General features: G+C 61.4%; 22 protein-coding genes. 8 read left to right on the top strand and 14 right to left on the bottom strand.

Annotation, left to right across the window (positions count from 1 at the left end; genetic code table 11):
• Positions 1 to 53: 53 nt before the first annotated feature.
• The 5 genes from BGRAMDRAFT_RS18940 to BGRAMDRAFT_RS18920 all read right to left on the bottom strand — a co-directional run bounded on the left by BGRAMDRAFT_RS18940 (position 54) and on the right by BGRAMDRAFT_RS18920 (position 4,561).
• Positions 54 to 452 (bottom strand): hypothetical protein, encoded by a 399-nt coding sequence (locus tag BGRAMDRAFT_RS18940; protein WP_006050420.1) that lies wholly within the window; start codon positions 450 to 452, stop codon positions 54 to 56.
• Between the two features lie 11 nt (positions 453 to 463).
• Positions 464 to 1,132: an RraA family protein gene (locus tag BGRAMDRAFT_RS18935; protein WP_006050419.1), complete on the bottom strand. Its 669-nt coding sequence runs from the start codon at positions 1,130 to 1,132 to the stop codon at positions 464 to 466.
• The gene (locus BGRAMDRAFT_RS18930) at positions 1,129 to 2,169 is read right to left on the bottom strand and encodes an amidohydrolase family protein (RefSeq protein WP_006050418.1); all 1,041 of its coding nucleotides are present in this window, start codon (positions 2,167 to 2,169) and stop codon (positions 1,129 to 1,131) included. The genes BGRAMDRAFT_RS18935 and BGRAMDRAFT_RS18930 overlap by 4 nt, the downstream gene beginning before the upstream one ends.
• A 42-nt stretch (positions 2,170 to 2,211) precedes the next feature.
• The gene (locus tag BGRAMDRAFT_RS18925) at positions 2,212 to 3,534 is read right to left on the bottom strand and encodes an MFS transporter (RefSeq protein ID WP_006050417.1); all 1,323 of its coding nucleotides are present in this window, start codon (positions 3,532 to 3,534) and stop codon (positions 2,212 to 2,214) included.
• Between the two features lie 127 nt (positions 3,535 to 3,661).
• Complete coding sequence (locus BGRAMDRAFT_RS18920) at positions 3,662 to 4,561, bottom strand: LysR family transcriptional regulator (RefSeq protein ID WP_006050416.1); 900 nt, start codon at positions 4,559 to 4,561, stop codon at positions 3,662 to 3,664.
• A 220-nt stretch (positions 4,562 to 4,781) separates the two neighbouring features.
• Here BGRAMDRAFT_RS18920 and BGRAMDRAFT_RS18915 point away from each other — a divergent pair, with 220 nt between their 5' ends.
• Positions 4,782 to 5,465, top strand: coding sequence for an HD domain-containing protein (locus BGRAMDRAFT_RS18915; RefSeq protein WP_006050415.1), 684 nt, complete (start codon positions 4,782 to 4,784; stop codon positions 5,463 to 5,465).
• Between the two features lie 47 nt (positions 5,466 to 5,512).
• Here the strand turns inward: BGRAMDRAFT_RS18915 and BGRAMDRAFT_RS18910 are convergent, their stop codons facing one another.
• The 4 genes from BGRAMDRAFT_RS18910 to BGRAMDRAFT_RS18895 form a co-directional block, all read right to left on the bottom strand.
• A complete protein-coding gene (locus tag BGRAMDRAFT_RS18910; RefSeq protein WP_006050414.1) occupies positions 5,513 to 6,859 on the bottom strand; it encodes an epoxide hydrolase in 1,347 nt (448 codons plus the stop codon).
• Between the two features lie 55 nt (positions 6,860 to 6,914).
• On the bottom strand, positions 6,915 to 8,267 hold the full coding sequence (locus BGRAMDRAFT_RS18905; RefSeq protein ID WP_006050413.1) for an epoxide hydrolase family protein: 1,353 nt from the start codon (positions 8,265 to 8,267) through the stop codon (positions 6,915 to 6,917).
• 106 nt (positions 8,268 to 8,373) lie between these two features.
• A complete protein-coding gene (locus BGRAMDRAFT_RS18900) occupies positions 8,374 to 9,384 on the bottom strand; it encodes a carbon-nitrogen hydrolase family protein (RefSeq protein WP_006050412.1) in 1,011 nt (336 codons plus the stop codon).
• A 73-nt stretch (positions 9,385 to 9,457) separates the two neighbouring features.
• Positions 9,458 to 9,940 (bottom strand): MarR family winged helix-turn-helix transcriptional regulator, encoded by a 483-nt coding sequence (locus BGRAMDRAFT_RS18895; protein WP_006050411.1) that lies wholly within the window; start codon positions 9,938 to 9,940, stop codon positions 9,458 to 9,460.
• Between the two features lie 356 nt (positions 9,941 to 10,296).
• Here BGRAMDRAFT_RS18895 and BGRAMDRAFT_RS18890 point away from each other — a divergent pair, with 356 nt between their 5' ends.
• The gene (locus tag BGRAMDRAFT_RS18890) at positions 10,297 to 11,151 is read left to right on the top strand and encodes a PA4780 family RIO1-like protein kinase (RefSeq protein WP_006050410.1); all 855 of its coding nucleotides are present in this window, start codon (positions 10,297 to 10,299) and stop codon (positions 11,149 to 11,151) included.
• Between the two features lie 37 nt (positions 11,152 to 11,188).
• On the opposite strand, the gene BGRAMDRAFT_RS18885 is transcribed toward BGRAMDRAFT_RS18890, so the two are convergent.
• A complete protein-coding gene (locus tag BGRAMDRAFT_RS18885) occupies positions 11,189 to 11,893 on the bottom strand; it encodes an SDR family oxidoreductase (protein WP_006050409.1) in 705 nt (234 codons plus the stop codon).
• A 287-nt stretch (positions 11,894 to 12,180) separates the two neighbouring features.
• Between BGRAMDRAFT_RS18885 and BGRAMDRAFT_RS18880 the strand changes: the two genes are divergently transcribed.
• Complete coding sequence (locus BGRAMDRAFT_RS18880; RefSeq protein WP_006050408.1) at positions 12,181 to 12,759, top strand: TetR/AcrR family transcriptional regulator; 579 nt, start codon at positions 12,181 to 12,183, stop codon at positions 12,757 to 12,759.
• 57 nt (positions 12,760 to 12,816) lie between these two features.
• Here BGRAMDRAFT_RS18880 and BGRAMDRAFT_RS18875 read toward each other — a convergent pair whose 3' ends face one another.
• The 4 genes from BGRAMDRAFT_RS18875 to BGRAMDRAFT_RS18860 form a co-directional block, all read right to left on the bottom strand.
• A complete protein-coding gene (locus BGRAMDRAFT_RS18875) occupies positions 12,817 to 13,212 on the bottom strand; it encodes a nuclear transport factor 2 family protein (protein ID WP_006050407.1) in 396 nt (131 codons plus the stop codon).
• 62 nt (positions 13,213 to 13,274) lie between these two features.
• Positions 13,275 to 13,895 carry an NADPH-dependent F420 reductase gene (locus tag BGRAMDRAFT_RS18870; protein ID WP_006050406.1) on the bottom strand — a complete coding sequence of 207 codons (621 nt, stop codon included), beginning with the start codon at positions 13,893 to 13,895 and terminating at the stop codon, positions 13,275 to 13,277.
• 150 nt (positions 13,896 to 14,045) lie between these two features.
• Positions 14,046 to 14,987 carry an SDR family oxidoreductase gene (locus BGRAMDRAFT_RS18865; protein ID WP_006050405.1) on the bottom strand — a complete coding sequence of 314 codons (942 nt, stop codon included), beginning with the start codon at positions 14,985 to 14,987 and terminating at the stop codon, positions 14,046 to 14,048.
• Between the two features lie 52 nt (positions 14,988 to 15,039).
• On the bottom strand, positions 15,040 to 15,675 hold the full coding sequence (locus BGRAMDRAFT_RS18860; protein ID WP_006050404.1) for an NADPH-dependent F420 reductase: 636 nt from the start codon (positions 15,673 to 15,675) through the stop codon (positions 15,040 to 15,042).
• A 141-nt stretch (positions 15,676 to 15,816) separates the two neighbouring features.
• On the opposite strand from BGRAMDRAFT_RS18860, the gene BGRAMDRAFT_RS18855 reads away from it, so the two are divergent.
• The 5 genes from BGRAMDRAFT_RS18855 (at position 15,817) to BGRAMDRAFT_RS18835 (ending at position 17,804) form a co-directional block, all read left to right on the top strand.
• A complete protein-coding gene (locus BGRAMDRAFT_RS18855; protein WP_006050403.1) occupies positions 15,817 to 16,269 on the top strand; it encodes a winged helix-turn-helix transcriptional regulator in 453 nt (150 codons plus the stop codon).
• A gap of 332 nt (positions 16,270 to 16,601) precedes the next feature.
• Positions 16,602 to 16,835 (top strand): hypothetical protein, encoded by a 234-nt coding sequence (locus BGRAMDRAFT_RS18850; protein ID WP_006050402.1) that lies wholly within the window; start codon positions 16,602 to 16,604, stop codon positions 16,833 to 16,835.
• 89 nt (positions 16,836 to 16,924) lie between these two features.
• On the top strand, positions 16,925 to 17,158 hold the full coding sequence (locus BGRAMDRAFT_RS18845) for a hypothetical protein (protein WP_006050401.1): 234 nt from the start codon (positions 16,925 to 16,927) through the stop codon (positions 17,156 to 17,158).
• 88 nt (positions 17,159 to 17,246) lie between these two features.
• Positions 17,247 to 17,480 (top strand): hypothetical protein, encoded by a 234-nt coding sequence (locus BGRAMDRAFT_RS18840; protein WP_006050400.1) that lies wholly within the window; start codon positions 17,247 to 17,249, stop codon positions 17,478 to 17,480.
• Positions 17,481 to 17,570: 90 nt separating this feature from the next.
• Positions 17,571 to 17,804, top strand: a complete 234-nt coding sequence (locus BGRAMDRAFT_RS18835) for a hypothetical protein (RefSeq protein WP_006050399.1) — start codon at positions 17,571 to 17,573, stop codon at positions 17,802 to 17,804.
• Positions 17,805 to 17,826 lie beyond the last annotated feature (22 nt).

The following is a 17,826-nucleotide window of genomic DNA, read 5'->3' as shown; positions in this document are numbered from 1 at the left end:
TGCGAGGGATGCATAGCAGTTATGAGTTTGGCGGCTGGTGAGTGCCTGGCCGATTAAGACTCCAGCGGCACGTCTTCAACCAGCCCGGCTTTTACAGCGCGAATCCTGCGATCGACGAAATAGCCGCCGCCTTCCGTGTAGTGCAGATAGAGACGTCCGCATAACTTGCATTCCCATACCGCGCAGCGGTTGTATGGAAAGTAGCGTGGTGCAATAGGCGCATCGACGGACCAGTAGGTCGTCTTGCCGGGGAGATACTCGCTGAAGGTCGGCTCTATATAGTCTTCAGTAGAAAGCGTACCGATTTCCCCGAACTGCGTTTCATCGAGTGACAGCGGTTGCGATTGCCAGCCGTCGAGCGGCGTCTTCATGCACGGGCAGGGCGCGCTTGCGCGTGCTTCCGCGGCGCGCGCGAGTTCAAGAAGCGTTGCAGCGTTCAGATATTGCGCCATGAGGCTCACATTCAGGTGTTCATCATCCTGTCGCGTTGCGGGGCCACCCACGAGCGGTCGAAATTGCCTTCCGCAATCGACTTCAAGGCGGCCGTTTCTTTCGCATGTTGCCGGCGCGCGCCTTCGATAACGGCGTCGACATCGGCGGGCGCGATTGCGAGCAGGCCGTCTTCATCGCCGACAATGATATCGCCTGGACGGACCACCATGCCGCCTACCGTGACAGGCACATTGATTTCGCCAGGGCCGTTCTTGTACGGACCACGATGCGTGACGCCGCGCGCATACACCGGAAAATCGCGCTGACGCAACGCGCCGACATCGCGGATTGCGCCGTCGATCACGAGTCCTTCGACGCCGAGGCTTTGCGCGAAGCTCGCCATGATCTCGCCCATCAGCGCCTGCGTAAGGTCGCCCGCGCCGTCGATCACCAGCACGTCGCCGGGCCGGCAAAAATCGAACGCGCGATGAATCGCGAGGTTATCGCCGGGCCGCGTATGCACGGTCACCGCCGTGCCCGCGAGAGGCTTCGGCCGATGATACGGCCGCAGTCCGATCATGCCGCTCGCTCGCGCCATGTTGTCGCTGAGCAGCGAGACCGCGAGCTCGCGCAATGCGTCGAGCGTCGCGGGCCGAGCCTGCGGTGCGGACTCAAATTCCCGCCATCCTATTGGGTTCATGCAATCGCTCCTTGCGCCGCGAATTGTCGATCGAGTTGACGCGAAAGCCGCGGGTACACCGCTCGCGCATTGTCTTCGTAGATACGTTGCCGGTCCGCGTCGCTGAGCCAACCGATTGCATCGATGTAGCGGCGCGTATCGTCGTAATAGTGGCCGGTTTCCGGATCAATGCCTTGCACCGCGCCTATCGTTTCCGACGCGAACAGAATGTTCTCTACCGGAATGACTTTCGCGAGCAATTCCGCGCCCGGCTGGTGATACACGCACGTATCGAAGAACACGTTGTTCAGCAGATAGTCGCGCAGCAGCGGACGCTTCATGTCCTGCGCGAGACCGCGGTAACGTCCCCAGTGATAGGGCACTGCTCCGCCGCCGTGCGGAATGACGAAGCGCAAGGTGGGAAAGTCGGCGAACAGATCGCCGGTGAGCAACTGCATGAACACGGACGTGTCGCCGTTGATGTAATGCGCGCCCGTCGCGTGGAAATTCGGATTGCACGATGACGACACGTGGATCATCGCGGGCACGTCCAGTTCCACCATCGCTTCATAAAGCGGATACCACGAACGATCCGTGAGCGGCAGTCCGGACCAGTGTCCGCCGGATGGATCGGGATTCAGATTGCAGCCGATAAAGCCGAGTTCTTCGACACAGCGCCGCAATTCGTCGATACAGTTCGCGGGCGGCACGCCCGGCGCTTGCGGCAACTGGCATACGCCGACGAAATTGCGCGGAAACAGCGAACACACGCGATGCACGAGGTCGTTGCATTCGCGCGACCAGTGCGCGTTCGCTTCGGCGGTGGCCAGATGGTGACCCATGCCTGCGGCGCGTGGCGAAAAAATCGTGAGGTCCGTTCCGCGCTCGCGTTGAATGCGCAGTTGGCCCGTTTCGATGCTTTCGCGGATTTCGTCGTCGCTAATGTTGGGGCGTGCCGGTGGCATGTGACCGTCCTTTAGCGCGGCGATCTGCTGTATGCGCCATGCTTCATGCTGCGGCGGCGAGGTCGTGTAATGCCCGTGACAATCGATGATCATGTCTGCAAGTACCTTCGTTCTGGTTGTCGCAAGGGTTATTCGTCAAGCACGCGGCGCGGCATCGCCGGCGGTGAGCGAGGCGGTTTCGTCGTCCGATGCCGTGACTCGCATCACGAGCGCGATGATCGTCGATACAAGAAGGAACGCGGCAATGGTCAGCAGCGCAAGCTTGAAGTTGCCGGTCGCGCTGCGCACGAGTCCGATGCTCCACGGCCCTACGAGCCCGCCGAATTGCGCGATGGTGTTGATGAGCGCGATCGTCGCGGCGCCCGCGGCTCCCGTTCTGAACGATGACGCCAGGCTCCAGAACAGCGGATTGCCCGCGTAGATGAACAGGCCCGTGATGCACAACAGCACATAGGCGATGACGGGGTTAGGCGCATACGCGCTGCCGGCAATGGCAAGTGCACTCATGCCATAGACGAAAGCGAGGTGTTTCTTGCGATCGCCGGTACGATCGGAACTGCGGCTAATCAGGAAAGTCCCGAGTACGCCGAGCAACGGCGGCGCGGCGGACAGAAAACCGACTTCGAGATTAGTTAGATGTCCAAGGCTTTTGACGATCTGCGGCAGCCACAGGAACAATCCATAAATGCCGACCAGCGCGCAGCCGAACAGGCATGCAAGACTCCACACGCGGATGTCGGCCGCCACGCGCAGCAGCGGAAAATGCGTGTTGCCTCCCAAGGCCTCGCGCTCGGCGGCGAGCGTCGATTCGAGCCAGCGTTTTTCATCGGCGGAAAGCCAGGCGGCGTCGGCGGGGCGCTCGGTCATGATGCGCAGTGTGAGAAGGCCGAGCAGCATCGCCGGCACGCCTTCCAGAATGAACATCCACTGCCAGCCGTGCAGGCCGAGAACGCCGTCCGCGTAAGTCATCAGCGCGGTGGAAATGGGACCGCCCAGCACCGCCGAAAAAGAACCGGCAATGATGTAGCCGCCCACGGCGCGCGCCCGGTAACGTACAGGAAACCATTTCGTCAGATAGACCGCGACGCCCGGCAGGAAGCCCGCTTCCATCACGCCGAGCAGAAAACGCAGCACGTAGAAGCTCGTGTCGTTGAAGACGAACGCGGTGACCGCGGCCACAGCGCCCCATGTCAGAAGAATGCGCGCGATCCAGCGGCGTGCGCCGACGCGATGTAACAGCAGGTTGCTCGGCACTTCGAGCAGCATGTAGCCGACAAAGAAAATGCTGCCTGCAAATCCGAACACAGCGGGGCTGAAGCCGAGCTGCTTGTTCATATCCAGCGCGGCGAATCCGATGTTGATCCGGTCCAGATAGTTGAAAAACATCATGGCGAAAAGCAGGGGCATCAGGCGCCCATAGACCTTTCGCATGGTGGCGGCTTCGTCGATCGGATTCATCCTGTCTCCTACCTTGCGGCGACGGCGAAGTTGCCGTCCCTGCGTTCTTGTCATGTGTGGAATCAATGATAAGAACGCGGCGGTGATGAGTCCAAGACGGGTTGCTTATGCTTCTATAGGTTTTTGCTTATAGTGCTGCGTCCGCAATTGGCGGCGGCAGACAGGCGAGGAATGCACGCAAATGGGGTGAAGCGTCGTCTGTACGAAAAGTTGCGGCGAGCGTCGAGCGATGCGTTGAACCGGGCCCGGTCAGATGGCGATACACGACGTCGCTGCGGCCGAGCCGCGCGACGGATTCGCCGATGAAGGTGACGCCGAGTCCGGCCGCCACGAGCGCGATAGCGGTCTGGATTTCATACGCCTGATGAGCGACGAGCGGCGTCAGACCGGCGTCCCGATACAACGATAGAACCGAGCGCTTGAACTGCGCATTCTGATGCTTCGGATAAAGGATCAACGGCGTATCCGCGAGATCGGCGATTTTGACTTTCTTCTGCGCGGCGAGCGGATGACCGGGCTCCAGTGCGACCATGACCCGTTCGCGCAGCAGCGGATATGACGTGCAACCGTCGATGGCCAGCGGCTGCCGGCCGATGCCGATATGAATGCGCATGTCGCGCAAGGCATCGGTCTGTTCTTCGGTGAGCATCTCGAAGAGCTTCAATTCCACTTGCGGATACGCGTGATGAAATGCCTTGAGCGCGGGCGGCAAGATGCTGTACATCGCCGAGCGCGTGAAGCCGACGCTGAGCCAGCCGCGCCGGCCCACGCCGATTTCCTGCGTCGCGAGGCCGGCCTGCTCCAATGCGCCGAGTATCTGGCGAGCCTCGGTGCAAAGATAGTGGCCGGCTTCTGTGAGCGCGAGCGGACGCCTCGCGCGATCGACGAGCTGCGTGCCGAGCCGGTCTTCGAGTGAACGGATCTGCTGGCTGAGCGCGGGCTGCGCGATATGCAAGCGCTCCGCGGCGCGGCTGAAGTTGAGCTCCTCTGCAAGAATCACGAAGCACTGTAGAGCCCTAAGGTTCATGGCGATGGTGTCTGTCGTCGGTATGCGCAGGATAACCTACGCGGTCGTAGGCGCCGCAGTTGGCAGAAAACGCCGTCTGGTTGGCTGTGTTCCAGGCATCGATCGAATTGAAAGTTGCTTGCCGCACTCCGATACTTTGGGTGCGGGCTTTCCTTCTCAACGTAGCTATCTCAAGCCGCCCGGAATGCGCGGCAACTACGCACACATTGGAGCAACGAACATGACGACGATTGCAGGAATCAAGATTCCCGACAGCGCAATGGCACGCGCAGCCACTCAACTGGTTCGCGACACAGAGTCGGACCTGCTTTTCCATCACTCCACTCGCGTATTTCTTTTCGGCGCTCTCGCCGGCGAGCGCAAGCGGTTGAAGTATGACCCCGAGCTTCTGTATATAGGCGCAATGTTCCATGACATGGGTCTTAGCGAACAGTTTCGCGGATCGCAGAACCGCTTCGAGGTCGACAGCGCAAATGCGGCACGCAGCTTCCTTCAGGGGCACGGCATTCCCGAAGGCGAGGTCGAGCTCGTGTGGGACGCGATCGCGCTGCATACCACACCGGGTATTCCGCCGTTCAAGAAGCCAGTGGTTCAACTCGTGACGGCAGGCGTCGAGATGGACGTGCTGGGCTTCGCGTATGACGAGTTCACCGAGGAACAGCGCAAGGTGGTGGTGGCGGCTCACCCTCGCGGGGAGAACTTCAAGGAGCAGATTATCAACGCCTTTAACGAGGGCATGAAGCACCGGCCGGACTCGACATTCGGTACGGTCAACGACGACGTGCTTGCGTTGAAGGACCCCGGTTTCCGTCGCAAGAACTTTTGCAGCATCATTCTTGGAAACGCTTGGAACGACTCGAATTACGCGTGCACCTGCAATGATCCGGGGCATCGGCACGGCTGAACTGGATTGATGACGGCGAGTGCGGACGGCGGGAGAGGGCACGCCACTTACCGTAGCGACCGGAAAGCCGCCCTCAGTTCCTGAGCAAATATCGTCGGCTGCTCCCACGCTGCAAAATGGCCTCCTTTCTCGGCCTGATGGTAATAGATGAGGTGAGGGTAGGCCTTCTCGGTCCAGCTACGCGGCGCCTGATATTGCTCGCCGGGGAATACGCTGACGGCGACTGGAACCTTGACGCCTTTTGCGTTGAAGAATCCACCCTTATATTCCCAATAGAGACGCGACGCAGACACGCCCGTATTAGTCAGCCAATACAGCGTGATGTTGTCGAGAACTTCGTCGCGCGTCAGTTCGCCTGTTGCGCTCGCACTCCGGTTCAGCGCTGCAGCGACTGCCGCGGCGGGTTGAGCATTGGCGTCGTTGTGATCGAGTAGCCAGGCCGCCAGGCCGACGGGTGAATCGTCAATGCCGTAGAGCGTCTGCGGGCGCGAGCCCATCAAGCGGGCGTAGTCCACTTGCTTGAACGTTTGGGCGAGCTGCCCGTAGGCGCGTTTCTCATCCGCTGACATACCGGCTGGCGCCGGGGCGCCGATTCTTAGCGCCTCGTCTATGTCCGCAGGAACTGTCGCGGGCATGTTGGTGTGGATGCCGAGCAGCCCCGGAGGTGCCTGCAAGCCCATTTGATCGACGACGAACGCACCCCAGTCCCCGCCTTGAGCGACGTAATGCTGATAGCCGAGACGGCGCATCAACTCGGCCCACGCGCGCGCCATGTGTTCGGGACCCCAGCCGGTCGTCGTCGGCTTGCCGGAGAAACCGTAGCCGGGCATCGACGGGATGACGACGTCAAACGAATCGTCGGCTTTTCCGCCATACGCGACGGGGTCGGTCAGTGGCCCGATGAGCTTGACCTGTTCCAGCACCGAGCCGGGCCAGCCATGATTGATGATCAATGGAAGCGCATTCGGGTTCTTCGATCGAACATGGATGAAATGGATGTCCACGCCGTCAATGGTCGTCACGAATTGCGGTAACGCATTGAGCGCCCCTTCCGCTTTACGCCAGTCGTAATCCGTTGCCCAATAGCGCGCGAGTTTCTGCATCGTCTCAAGCTGCACGCCCTGTGACGAGTCCGCCACGGTCTCTTTTTCCGGCCATTGCGTGGCGGCGATACGCCTGCGCAGGTCGTCGATCGCGACCTGCGGCACATGAACCGGTGCAAACGGACGGATGGACTCGTCCTGGACGCTTGCATGCTGTGTTGCCGGAAGTACATCCGGTGTTGGAACCGCGTACGCAGAGCTGAAAGCCGTCGCTAGCGTAAGGCCCAAAGAGGCTGCGACAAACGCAGCAAGCGTGCGCCGCGCGGGCGCTGATGATGCTGAAAAATACATGGTGACTCTCCTGCAATGAGTGCTCCAACGCATGCGGGTCGGAGCGTTTCGCGCTTTACGCACGCAATGGCCTTAACCCCGCTCGCACTTCATTCGCGAAGATGATCGGTTCTTCCCATGCCGCGAAGTGCCCGCCGGTTTCGGGTTTGTTGAAGTACATCAGATTGTGATAGGCCTTTTCGGTCCAGCTCTTCGGCGCCTGGTAGTTTTCTCCCGGAAAAGCGCTCACTGCGGCAGGCACGTTGACGTCGGCCGCAAGGAAGAAATTCGCGTGCGACTCCCAGTAGAACCGCGAAGCCGACACACCTGTATTGGTGATCCAGTAAAGCGTGATGTCGTCGAGAATGTCGTCCCGCGTCAGCGCGCCTGCGGAATGTCCATTGACGGGATGCCCGAGCACGGCCGCGCTCAGCGCCGCTGCGGGCTGGCCGTAGCCATCGCCGTGATCCAGCAGCCAGGACGCCAGCGCAACGGGCGAGTCGGCAAGTCCATAGAGCGTCTGTGGCCGCGTGCCCATTTCGACCGCGTAGCCCCGCTTCTTCTTGAAGTTCGCGCTCAACTGGTCATAAGCGTGCTTCTCCTCGTCCGATAAGCCTTGAGGTATCGGATCGCCGGCCGCCAGCGATTTGAGGATCTCAGCCGGAACGGCCGCCGGGAAGTTCACATGAATGCCGATCAGTTCGGGCGGCGCCTGTTTCGCCATGATGTTGGTGACGATGCCGCCAAGATCGCCGCCCTGCGATGCAAAGCGCTCGTAGCCGAGCCTTTTCATCAACGTGACCCACGCACGGGCGGTGCGCTCCGGACCCCAGCCGGTCGTTGTGGGCCGTGCCGAAAAGCCGTAGCCGGGCAACGACGGAATCACGAGGTGGAATGCATCCGAAGCCGGTGCGCCGTACGCAGTCGGATTGACGAGCGGGTCGATGATCTTGAACTGTTCGATGATCGAGCCGGGCCAGCCGTGCGTCACGATCAGCGGCATTGCGTTCTCGTGCTTCGAGCGGATATGAAGGAAATGAATATCGAGCCCGTCGATCTCCGTGATGAACTGCGGATACGAATTGAGCCGTGCTTCGCATTTGCGCCAGTCGTAGCCGGTCGACCAGTATTGCGCAAGCGTCTGAATCATGGCGAGCTGAATGCCTTGTGACTCGTCGGGCACGGTCTCGCGATCAGGCCAGCGGGTCGCCTTGATACGGCGGCGCATGTCGACGAGTTGTGCCTCGGGCACTTCAACGCGAAACGGGCGAATTGCGGACTTGTCGCCGTTCGCGGGTTCGGTGATCCTGCCGATTGCCGGGCTGGTGTCCGCGAAAGCAAGCCGGCTGAGCGAACCGGCAGCCAGGGCTGCGGCGGCCGCACTGACGAAGTGGCGGCGGGATGAGGATTGGGGCGTGTCTTGTGACATGAGATTGTCTCCTGCTTGATCAGCGTGTTGTGTTGCGGTGAAGTCGGCGGCGTGCGGCCTCACGAATACACACATCATTTGAAATTTGCGAACCAGCATCCTCTGGTCAGCGCGAACCTGCAACAGCGGCCGCCTGCGTGCGCACATCGTCGTCAGCCTTGTCACTGACAGGCAACGAGTGCGGAGCGCGTTCGTGAACATGCGCGGTCGGCGTGCGGTCAATCATCAGACTGAGTAATTCGGGGCGGTTGTAGTGGCCGGCCGCGTCCATCAGCATCTTGCGGCGGTCGATTTGCGCGAAGTCGAGATCGACGATCACCTCGCCTTCTCCCGAGCGGAGCGGTTCGGCCATCAACATGCCGTCAGGCGAGACGATGGTGGTGAAGCAGCCACCCGAGATCGGACCGATTCCACAACCGGTGTCCTTCATGATCTGCGCCTGCTGGTCGGCGTCGAGCCATGCCGTCGCGTTGACGACGAATGCGCCGGACTCGAGCGCATGCTGGCGGATATTGATTTCCATGCGCTGCGCAAACCCCTCGCCAAAGGCAGAGCCGGGGTACATCGCCGAATGGATCTGCTCGCCGTCGGCGATCATTGCGTAGCGGGCGAGCGGGTTGTTGTGTTCGAAGCATGCGAGCTGGCCGATGCGGCCGACGGCGCTGTCGACTGCACGCAAGCCCGAGCCATCTCCCTGGCCCCAGATCATGCGTTCGAAATGCGTCGGCGTGATCTTGCGGCGGCGCTGGATCAGCGTACCGTCAGCATCGAAGAGCAATTGTGTGTTGTACAGCGTGCCGCCATCGCGCTCATTGACGCCAATCGACACGACCATGCCTGCCTCTCGCGCGGCCTTGCCGATCGCGTCAGTCGCAGCGGACGGCACAGTCACAGCCTGCTCGAGCAGACGCAAATGTTCGGATCCCGAAAGAAGTTCGATGCCGGTCTGGACTGCCGCAAAGTAAGGGTAATAAGGCACGACCGTTTCGGGAAAAGTGGCGAACTGCACGCCTTTCAGGCCCAGTTCGTGGATCTTCTGCACCACTTTCGCGACGGTGGCTTCACGGCTATAAAGCACCGGACTGAACTGGACGGCGGCGGCTTTGACAACTTTCATGACGAACTCCTTGATGCGGGGAAGGGTGCGAGGCGTTGGTCGATCTTGCACATGCAACATCGACCGAAAAACTTCAAACGATGCGCGGCGGCAATTGCTGCGCGATATTCATGAGGCCATGTGCGCCGCCCTCGCCGAGGACGCGCGTCGCGTGGCTCTGCGCCGCGGCCCACGCGTTAGCGGCATTCGTGAGCAGCGCGTTGCCTTCGTGCGTGAGCGAAAGAGGGCGGCTGCGACCATCGCTGCCTGGCGCGCCTTCGGCAACCCAGCCCTGGGCGATCAGCGGTTGCAGGTTCCGTGTCAGCGTCGAGCGCTCGTGATAATTGCGTCGGCCCAGATCCGAGCGGCTCATCGGCCCGAACTCCGCGATCATCACGAGCAATGAGAACTGCGAAGCAACAATGCCGAACGGGCGCAACGCGTCGTCGTAGATCGAAGTGAGGAAACGGGAGATCTGCCGGGCGCGCGTCAGCAAACAACTGCGCGCGATCTGTCTGCTCGGCACTTCACGCGCGGTGCGGTCGGATTCAACGGGTTCGTTCCACTTATGCTGCATATGCACCACCTTCAGTTTGCGGAGCGGTGTTTGCTCGCGATGGGCGTATTTGAGCGGACGGACGTATCTCGCTTGTGTCCGGAAGTCGGTTGTTTGTAAGCGTGCGTATCGCTGTCGGACGTGGCTACGTTGAGATACATAAAGGCGCGGCGGGGGAAGCAGCAGGGTCGAAGGAGCAGTCGCCGGGGAATTTAAATCGGCTTATCCGCGGCCCCCGTATAATCCGGCATGACTCAATTCATCCCCACAGCAGTAAGCTTGCGCGCAGCGGCACCGGCTGCGCGTTTCATCGGCCCGGTCCATTCACCCTCCACTCGTGCGGAATCCACGTTCGTCGAGCTGCAGTCGGCGGTCGCATGAAAATACCTAAACGGCTTGCCCCGCTTCTCGAAGAAGGGCTCATCGACGAAGTCATCGGCCAGTTGATGAGCGGCAAGGAGGCAACGGTCTACGTCGTGCGCAGCGGCGAATCGACGCGTTGCGCAAAGGTCTACAAGGACGCGAAGCAGCGAAGCTTTCGGCAAGCCGCGTCGTATCGGGACGGCCGCAAGGTCAAGAACAGCCGGCAGGCGCGGGCGATGGAAAAAGGCACGCGCTACGGCCGTCAGATGCAGGAAGCGTCATGGCAGAACGCTGAAGTCGACGCACTGTTCCGGCTCGCCGCGGCAGGCGTGCGCGTGCCGCAACCCTATATTTGCACCGACGGCGTGTTGCTGATGGAGCTGGTGATCGACGAGATGGGCGACGTCGCGCCGCGGCTTAACGACGTCGATATGACCGAAGCCCGCGCCCTCGAACTGCACGCGCTGCTGCTGAACCAGGTTGTCCGCATGCTCTGCGCAGGCATGATTCACGGCGATCTGTCGGAATACAACATCCTGCTCGCAGCGGACGGCCCGGTGATCATCGATCTGCCGCAGGCCGTCGACGCCGCCGGCAACAACGAAGCCGCCTCGATGCTCAAGCGGGACGTCGACAACCTGGCCGCATACTTCGGACGGTTTGCGCCGCAAATTCTCACCGCGAGTTATGGCGCGGAGATCTGGACGCTGTTCGAATCGGGGCAGCTGCATGTCGATATCGAACTGACCGGCCGCATCGAAGTCGACACGCGACCGGTGGATCTCGATGGCGTGCTTCAGGAACTCGAAGAGACGCGTCTTGAGGAAGATGCGCGATTGCGGCGGCAGCAGGAACTGAGCGCGGGTTGATAGCCGCGCTCGGTTTCGGGTGAACGCCGCGACGCCGTCAGCGAGGAGCCGGCTCGTTCAGATAGACGCCCGCGGACAGCGCGGCTTTCACCTCTCGCGTGAACTCGTCGGTGGACACTTCCTCCGCGCCGGCCTCGATCGCGTCGAATGCCTGACGCACGACGTCGGCCGGTGTCGCCTTCGGCACTTCAAGCCCGCGCGTCAGATCGGTGTCGATGAAGCCGGCATGCAGCCCGACAACCTGTGTGCGCTGCTCGCGCAGCGAATGACGCAGGCCGTTGGTCACCGCCCACGCGGCCGACTTCGACACGCCGTAGCCGGAAAGGATCGGCCGGTTGATCCAGCTCGCGACCGACAGCACGTTCAGAATCGCGCCGCCGCCGTTGCCGGCGAGGTGGCCCGCGAACGCGCGCGACATCGCGAGCATCCCGAAGACGTTGGTTTCGAAGTGATCGCGCAACACGTCGAGCGCGCCGTCGTCGGTCAGGCTGCTGAACCGCGCAATGCCCGCGTTGTTGATCAGCAGCGTGACGTCGCGCGCGGCTTCCGCGGCAGCGGCCACAGCCGCCGGATCAGTCACGTCCAGCTTGAGAGGCACGACGCCCGGCAGCGTCACGCTGGCCGGATCGCGCGCGCCCGCATAGACCTTGCGCGCGCCTCGTTCGAGCGCCTGTCTCGCGAACTCGAGGCCAAGCCCGCGGTTCGCGCCCGTCACCAAAACAACAGAACCTTCGATTTTCATGACGCATCCTTTCCTGGGGTTGATCGCCGGCGCGCGGGCTCGCCGGGCGCAAGAAATCGGGTGAAAACAATCGGATGAAACATCGGCATCAAAGACGGCATGACCCACATTGCCGTTTGCACCTTGTCCCGCGTCGCTTCGCGTCATGGGCCAAAGTCGGCTAAACTTATCTCAATGTCGATCGCCATCGTCTTAAGACGCATTGTGTCGACGCAACACGGGCGTGTCAATGGTGATCGACATTGTGTTTATTAATCGATGCGATCGCCTGAACAAAGGAGGAATCGATGGGTGTGTCACGACAGCAGGCCGCCGAGAACCGCAGCGCGATCGTCGCGGCCGCCGAGCGGCTGTTCCGCGCGCGCGGGGTCGACGCTGTGGGGCTCGCGGAGTTGATGAAGGAAGCCGGTTTTACACAGGGCGGCTTCTACAACCATTTCAAGTCGAAAGACGCGCTGGTCGCCGCGGTGATGGAAAAGGCGATGGAAGACTATGCAGATTCGCCGAACGCCGGGAGCCTGGCAAAGCAGGCGGCGCGCTACCTGTCGACGCGGCACCGCGGCAACATCGAGGCCGGCTGTCCGCTGTCCGGGTTCGCGGGCGACGTGCCCCGTATGAGCGACGCGGCGCGCGCGTCCTACACGCGCGGCCTGGCGGCGTATCTCCGCCGGCTTGAAGCCATGATTTCCGCGGAAGGCGCAACGGCGAAGCAGAGCCGTCACGATGCCATTGCGGCGTTCAGTCAGATGGTCGGCGCACTCGTGTTGTCGCGTGCGGTCGTGAGCGCCGATCCCGCCTTCGCCGACGAGATCCTGGAGGTGGGGCGCCGCACGCTTGTCGATAGGACGCCATCTACGGCGCCATGAGCGCCGGGTCCGGATTCGCGGCGGGCGGGCATGTCGCAAGCTGCGGGACCTTCAGCTTCAAAGATCGCAGGCCCGTGCCAGTGCAAGTGTGTCGATGTACTCGCGGATGTTCGTCACCTTGCCATTTCGAACGGTAATGGCGAAGACCCAATCGTCGTCGAACGTCCTGTTCGTCGCTTTGACTCTGCCCGTGGCGAAGCCGACGACCAGAACCCGGTCGCCCTGCGCGACGAATTCGAAAGGGGCTGGGTATGACGTTTCAACCGTGTCGGAAGCCTTCTCAAGCAAATCTGCCAACCCCGCGTGTCCGCGATGGGTGCCGGCCAGTGGCCACTCGCCCGGAATGATCCACTCTATGTCTTCGGCGGAAATCGCGAGCAGGCCCTGCTTATCGCCGCGGCCCATTGCTGCAAAAAAATCCTTCACAATCTGGACATTCTCTTGCGTGCTCATTGAAATTCTCCGTTTCTGTTTCATGTGGCCGAAAAGCCGCCGGAGGACGTCGCGCCGGTGATTCAGCCAATCTCGACGTTCAACGCGATATCCCATGTGCCGGCGCCGTTTTTCGCGAGGCCGATCATCATCAGACCGAGCGCCTCGAGCGTCGCGGCCATGTGCAGGCCACCCACATCCAACGGACGCAGTCCGAGACTCTCGATCAAGGTCGAGACGCGCGCCTTGGCCTGTGCATCGTCGGCTGCGATGAACGCGTCGAGGCGTCCGTTTTTGGCCAGTACGTGGCCAAAGACGGTGTTGAACGCCTTTACGACGTGTGCGGTGGCGGGAAGACCCTTGGCGATCTCCTGCGCGCCGGAACTGCCGTGCGGGGTGACGAGGCCGGAAAGGTCCGGGGCGACCGGATTGGTGATGTCGATGATCACCTTGCCTTCGAGCGCGTTTCCGTAATCGGCGACGACCGCCGCCGCACTGCCGTACGGCACGGCGAGGATGACGATATCGCCTGTCGGCGCGGCGGCGTAAGTCCCCGTGGTCACTCCCGCTGAGAGCTTATCGGCCAGCGCCCGCGCTTTGGCTGGGTCGCGGTTCAGGACCTCGACGGTATGTCCTGCCTTGGCGATACGGCCGGCGACGGCCGTGGCCATGGTTCCTGCGCCAATGATGCTAATCGTGCTCATGTCAAATATCCTTCTGAGTTGGGGTATGCCCGTGATCTGTACGAGGCTTCGCCCATGATGTTTTCCGTGTGCGCCGAGCCACTTGCGTCACCTTCCTGCTACTCCGTGACGGGCTCGGCGCGATGGGGGAGTTCTTGCCGTCCGCTCAACTCAGCCGGCAGGGAAGTAGTGACCATTGTCCATATCGGCAAACAGGCCGGGCTGCGTTGGTGTCCAGCCGAGCGTCTCGCGCGTGATCGCATTCGACGCCGGTGTATCCAGTGTGACCAGATTTGCAAGGAATCCGAAGTACCCAGGCAGCATCAGCACGTCCGCGGGAATGGGTACGGCGGGCAGATTCAAGCGACTGCCGATGGCCTCGGCGATCTCGCGGTACGCAATGCTCCCCTCTGCAACCGCGTGCCAGCTTCTGCCGGCGGCGCCTTTCTCAAGCGCCAGGCGGAACACGGTGGCGACGTCGCGCGTGTGCACGGCGGCCCACCTGTTCGCACCGTCTCCGGGGTAACCGACGACACCCTTTTCCTTCGCCAGCCCGATTAGCAGCGGAAGGAAGCCGGCATTATCGGTCGCGCTGTGCATGATTTCAGGAATCCGAACGACTGAAGACCGCACGCCTTTTTCCGCGAGTCCGATTACGGTAGTTTCCACGATGTTACGGACCCGCAAGGTGTTCCTGTAGGGATCGCCGCCGGGAAGAGGCGGATCCTCCTCGGTGGCCGGCCGGCCCAGGTTGTCCCAGCCGGGCGAGCCGATGCTTCCCGATGAGACCAGCGGCTTTCCGGTTCCGGCCAGCGCCTCGCCATATGCGAGCATGATCTGAAGCTCCGCATCGGCCACGGCGTTGATCCCGCCGACCGGAATCAGGTCTTGCCGGTGCGCGACATGGATGACGCCGTCGGCGGCGGCGGCCGCTTCTTTAAGGCCGTCGAGATCCTCGAGGCTACCGAGACGCGGCTTCGCGCCAAGTGCGGACACCGCAGCCGCCGCCTTGTCCGAACGAGCGAGGGCTGTGACCTGATGGCCTGCGGCGATGAGGTCGGAGATGATGTACGGGCCGGAATGGCCGGTCCCGCCGGTGACGAAAACCTGCATGTGAATGTTCCTTATCAGTAATGTGATGCGGGAAGCGGTGATACCGGTGCACTCAGCCGGGAAGGCTGACGCCGATTGAGAAGTTCGTGTGCTTGACCGAGTGGGCGAGGAGGCCCAGCGACAGCAGGCACGCGTGCTCCAGTGACCTAGCCATTGGCAATGGCCCGGTATCCATTGGACGCAGTCCGAGGCTCTCGATGAACGCCGAGACGCGTGCCTTCGCGTGCGCGTCGTCTCCGGCGATGAACACATCCAATGCGTGGCCCGGGACGGGACCGGCCGCGAGGACGTGGGAGAACTGGGTGTTGAACGCCTTGACGACTTTCGCATCGGCAGGGGCGGCCTTAGTGATCTCCTTCGCGCCGAAACTGTCTCCAGGGGTCACGAAGCTCGTGTGATCGGAGGCGACCGGATTCGTGATGTCGACAAGAACCTTGCCTGCCAGCCCTTCGCCGTACTGCTTCACCACGTCGAGAACGGCGGAGTAGGGAACCGCCAGGATGACAATGTCCCCGGCCGGGGCGGCGCCGAACGCGCCCGTCGTCGCGCCGGCTCCGATCTGCGCGGCGAGCGTCCGCACCTTGACGGCGTCGCGACTCGTCACCTCGACGGTGTGGCCCGCCTTCGCGGCGAGGCCGCCGATCGCTGCGGCCATGCCGCCTGTGCCGATGATGCTGATAGTGCTCATATGCAGCCTCCTGGTTTGTTGGGTGCTGCTCGTACTCCCGAACAACCATGCTAAACACATTGCTTGCAAAAAACAAGTAAACGGCGCAAATTACTTGCGTTATGCAAGCGATGTTAATATCGAGCGATGAAGACGACATCCATGAAGACGACATCTAAAGAAGACATTCGGTCCCATTGCGCAGTGAACTACGGCGTGGAGGTTTTCGGCGACCGGTGGTCGCTCCTGATCATTCGCGACATCGTCTTTGCCGGCAAGAAGACGTATGGCGAGTTCCTGAGATCGGAGGAGGGAATCGCGACCAATGTCCTTGCTTCGCGCCTTGCGTTTCTTGAGGAGCAAGGAATTCTCTCGAGGGCACCCAGTGCCGACGACAGGCGGAAGGACTTTTACACGCTGACCGAGAAGGGCCTGGACCTCATTCCCGTCGTGCTTAACATAGTCGTTTGGAGCGCGAAGCACGATTCGAAGTCGTACGTGCGGCGCTGCAAGGAGTTCGTTGCCCGATTAAATCGAAACCCCATGCAGGTGAGCGAAGATGTGAAGGCGCTGATCCGCAATGGCGGATGTATGTTTCCTGAGAGCAAGGAATAAGCAAGACGGCAAGCGCGCCGTGTCACGTCGCACGAACGATATGCGCACACCACCGGGTGCGTCGCGAATTACCAAAACCCCGCCGCTGTTTTCGCAACGCAGACAGTCCTCAAAAACCTGTTTGCTACGGCACGACACCTTTCTCCCCGTCGCATACCGAAAGCGCTTGAAAAGCCTGCTGGTAAATTTTTAATTCCCCTTTGTTTTCAGCGGCTTGGATGCCTATATCCGCCTTGCGCGATTAAGCCTGGCATACCCTGTGCAAATACCCCTGTGAGCGCAACGAATAGTGCTCTTCCTTCCAGACTGAAGACCCTCACAGGAGATTTACCATGACCTCGCTGATCATCAAAGACATCGCCCATTCCGAAGACCTGTCCGCCAAGGCTCTGTCCGCTGTACGCGGCGGCAGCAACTACAACGTCGGCAACGTCAATGCCGCTTATGGCGGCGGCTTCGCCAGCCCGGGCGTCGTCGTCGCACCGGTCACGCAGACCGACACGTACACGAAGGTCGAGATCCCGACGATCATGAACTTCGGCGGCCTGCAGTTCGCCAAGGCGTGAGTTAAGCGCCGGGGAGAGCGGCGCTCTCCCTTTGCTTGCCGAACCGTACTTCCAAACCCGAAACAGAGAAACATCTCAGGAGACTTACCATGACCTCGCTCACCATCAAAGACATCGCCCACACCGAAGACCTGTCCGCCAAGGCTCTGTCCGCTGTACGCGGCGGCAGCAACTACAACCTCGGCAACCTCAACGCTGCTTATGGCGGCGGCTTCGCCAGCCCGGGCGTCGTCGCGGCACCGGTCACGCAGACCGACACGTACACGAAGGTCGAGATCCCGACGATCCAGAATTTCGGCGGCTTCCAGTTCGCGAAGGCGTGAGTTAAGCGCCGGGGAGAGTGGCGCTCTCCCCCTAGCTCGCCAAACGTACTTCCAACCCGAAACAGAGAAACATCTCAGGAGACTTACCATGACCTCACTGACCATCAAAGACATCGCCCGCACCGAAGACCTGTCCGCCAAGGCTCTGTCCGCTGTACGCGGCGGCAGCAACTACAACGCCGGCAACCTCAATGCTGCTTATGGCGGCGGCTTCGCCAGCCCGGGCGTCGTCGTGGCACCGGTCACGCAGACCGACACGTACACGAAGGTCGAGATCCCGACGATCCAGAACTTCGGCGGCTTCCAGTTCGCCAAGGCGTGAGTTAAGCGTCAGGGAGAGCAGCGCTCTCCCTGACGGCACGCCGACCGTACTTCCAAACCGAAACAGAGAAACAGCTCCAGGAGACCTACCATGACCTCGCTCACCATCAAAGACATCGCCCATACCGAACACCTCTCCGCCAAGGCCCTGTGCGCTGTACGCGGCGGCAGCAACTTCAACTTCGGCAACTTCAATGCTGCCTATGGCGGCGGCTTCGCCAGCCCTGCTATCGTCGTCGCACCGGTCACGCAGATCGACACGTACACGAAGGTCGAGATTCCGACGATCCAGAATTTCGGCGGTCTGCAGTTCGCGAAGGCATGAGTCGAAGGGATTGAGCGTTGCG

This window comes from Paraburkholderia graminis C4D1M (genome assembly GCF_000172415.1).
GTDB lineage: Bacteria > Pseudomonadota > Gammaproteobacteria > Burkholderiales > Burkholderiaceae > Paraburkholderia > Paraburkholderia graminis.
The sequence above is the reverse complement of the archived record's forward strand: the minus strand, read 5'-3'. Positions and strand labels throughout refer to the sequence as shown.

What these genes read in the sequence shown, in the direction of transcription:
- BGRAMDRAFT_RS18850 (WP_006050402.1), top strand. Translation starts at nt 16,602, where the DNA reads ATGACCTCGCTGATCATCAAAGACATCGCCCATTCCGAAGACCTGTCC.
- BGRAMDRAFT_RS18900 (WP_006050412.1), bottom strand. Translation starts at nt 9,384, where the DNA reads ATGAAAGTTGTCAAAGCCGCCGCCGTCCAGTTCAGTCCGGTGCTTTAT.
- BGRAMDRAFT_RS18835 (WP_006050399.1), top strand. Translation starts at nt 17,571, where the DNA reads ATGACCTCGCTCACCATCAAAGACATCGCCCATACCGAACACCTCTCC.
- BGRAMDRAFT_RS18870 (WP_006050406.1), bottom strand. Translation starts at nt 13,895, where the DNA reads ATGAGCACGATTAGCATCATTGGCGCAGGAACCATGGCCACGGCCGTC.
- BGRAMDRAFT_RS18895 (WP_006050411.1), bottom strand. Translation starts at nt 9,940, where the DNA reads ATGCAGCATAAGTGGAACGAACCCGTTGAATCCGACCGCACCGCGCGT.
- BGRAMDRAFT_RS18860 (WP_006050404.1), bottom strand. Translation starts at nt 15,675, where the DNA reads ATGAGCACTATCAGCATCATCGGCACAGGCGGCATGGCCGCAGCGATC.
- BGRAMDRAFT_RS18905 (WP_006050413.1), bottom strand. Translation starts at nt 8,267, where the DNA reads ATGTCACAAGACACGCCCCAATCCTCATCCCGCCGCCACTTCGTCAGT.
- BGRAMDRAFT_RS18915 (WP_006050415.1), top strand. Translation starts at nt 4,782, where the DNA reads ATGACGACGATTGCAGGAATCAAGATTCCCGACAGCGCAATGGCACGC.
- BGRAMDRAFT_RS18925 (WP_006050417.1), bottom strand. Translation starts at nt 3,534, where the DNA reads ATGAATCCGATCGACGAAGCCGCCACCATGCGAAAGGTCTATGGGCGC.
- BGRAMDRAFT_RS18920 (WP_006050416.1), bottom strand. Translation starts at nt 4,561, where the DNA reads ATGAACCTTAGGGCTCTACAGTGCTTCGTGATTCTTGCAGAGGAGCTC.
- BGRAMDRAFT_RS18930 (WP_006050418.1), bottom strand. Translation starts at nt 2,169, where the DNA reads ATGATCATCGATTGTCACGGGCATTACACGACCTCGCCGCCGCAGCAT.
- BGRAMDRAFT_RS18940 (WP_006050420.1), bottom strand. Translation starts at nt 452, where the DNA reads ATGGCGCAATATCTGAACGCTGCAACGCTTCTTGAACTCGCGCGCGCC.
- BGRAMDRAFT_RS18865 (WP_006050405.1), bottom strand. Translation starts at nt 14,987, where the DNA reads ATGCAGGTTTTCGTCACCGGCGGGACCGGCCATTCCGGCCCGTACATC.
- BGRAMDRAFT_RS18910 (WP_006050414.1), bottom strand. Translation starts at nt 6,859, where the DNA reads ATGTATTTTTCAGCATCATCAGCGCCCGCGCGGCGCACGCTTGCTGCG.
- BGRAMDRAFT_RS18875 (WP_006050407.1), bottom strand. Translation starts at nt 13,212, where the DNA reads ATGAGCACGCAAGAGAATGTCCAGATTGTGAAGGATTTTTTTGCAGCA.
- BGRAMDRAFT_RS18885 (WP_006050409.1), bottom strand. Translation starts at nt 11,893, where the DNA reads ATGAAAATCGAAGGTTCTGTTGTTTTGGTGACGGGCGCGAACCGCGGG.
- BGRAMDRAFT_RS18890 (WP_006050410.1), top strand. Translation starts at nt 10,297, where the DNA reads ATGAAAATACCTAAACGGCTTGCCCCGCTTCTCGAAGAAGGGCTCATC.
- BGRAMDRAFT_RS18880 (WP_006050408.1), top strand. Translation starts at nt 12,181, where the DNA reads ATGGGTGTGTCACGACAGCAGGCCGCCGAGAACCGCAGCGCGATCGTC.
- BGRAMDRAFT_RS18855 (WP_006050403.1), top strand. Translation starts at nt 15,817, where the DNA reads ATGAAGACGACATCTAAAGAAGACATTCGGTCCCATTGCGCAGTGAAC.
- BGRAMDRAFT_RS18935 (WP_006050419.1), bottom strand. Translation starts at nt 1,132, where the DNA reads ATGAACCCAATAGGATGGCGGGAATTTGAGTCCGCACCGCAGGCTCGG.
- BGRAMDRAFT_RS18845 (WP_006050401.1), top strand. Translation starts at nt 16,925, where the DNA reads ATGACCTCGCTCACCATCAAAGACATCGCCCACACCGAAGACCTGTCC.
- BGRAMDRAFT_RS18840 (WP_006050400.1), top strand. Translation starts at nt 17,247, where the DNA reads ATGACCTCACTGACCATCAAAGACATCGCCCGCACCGAAGACCTGTCC.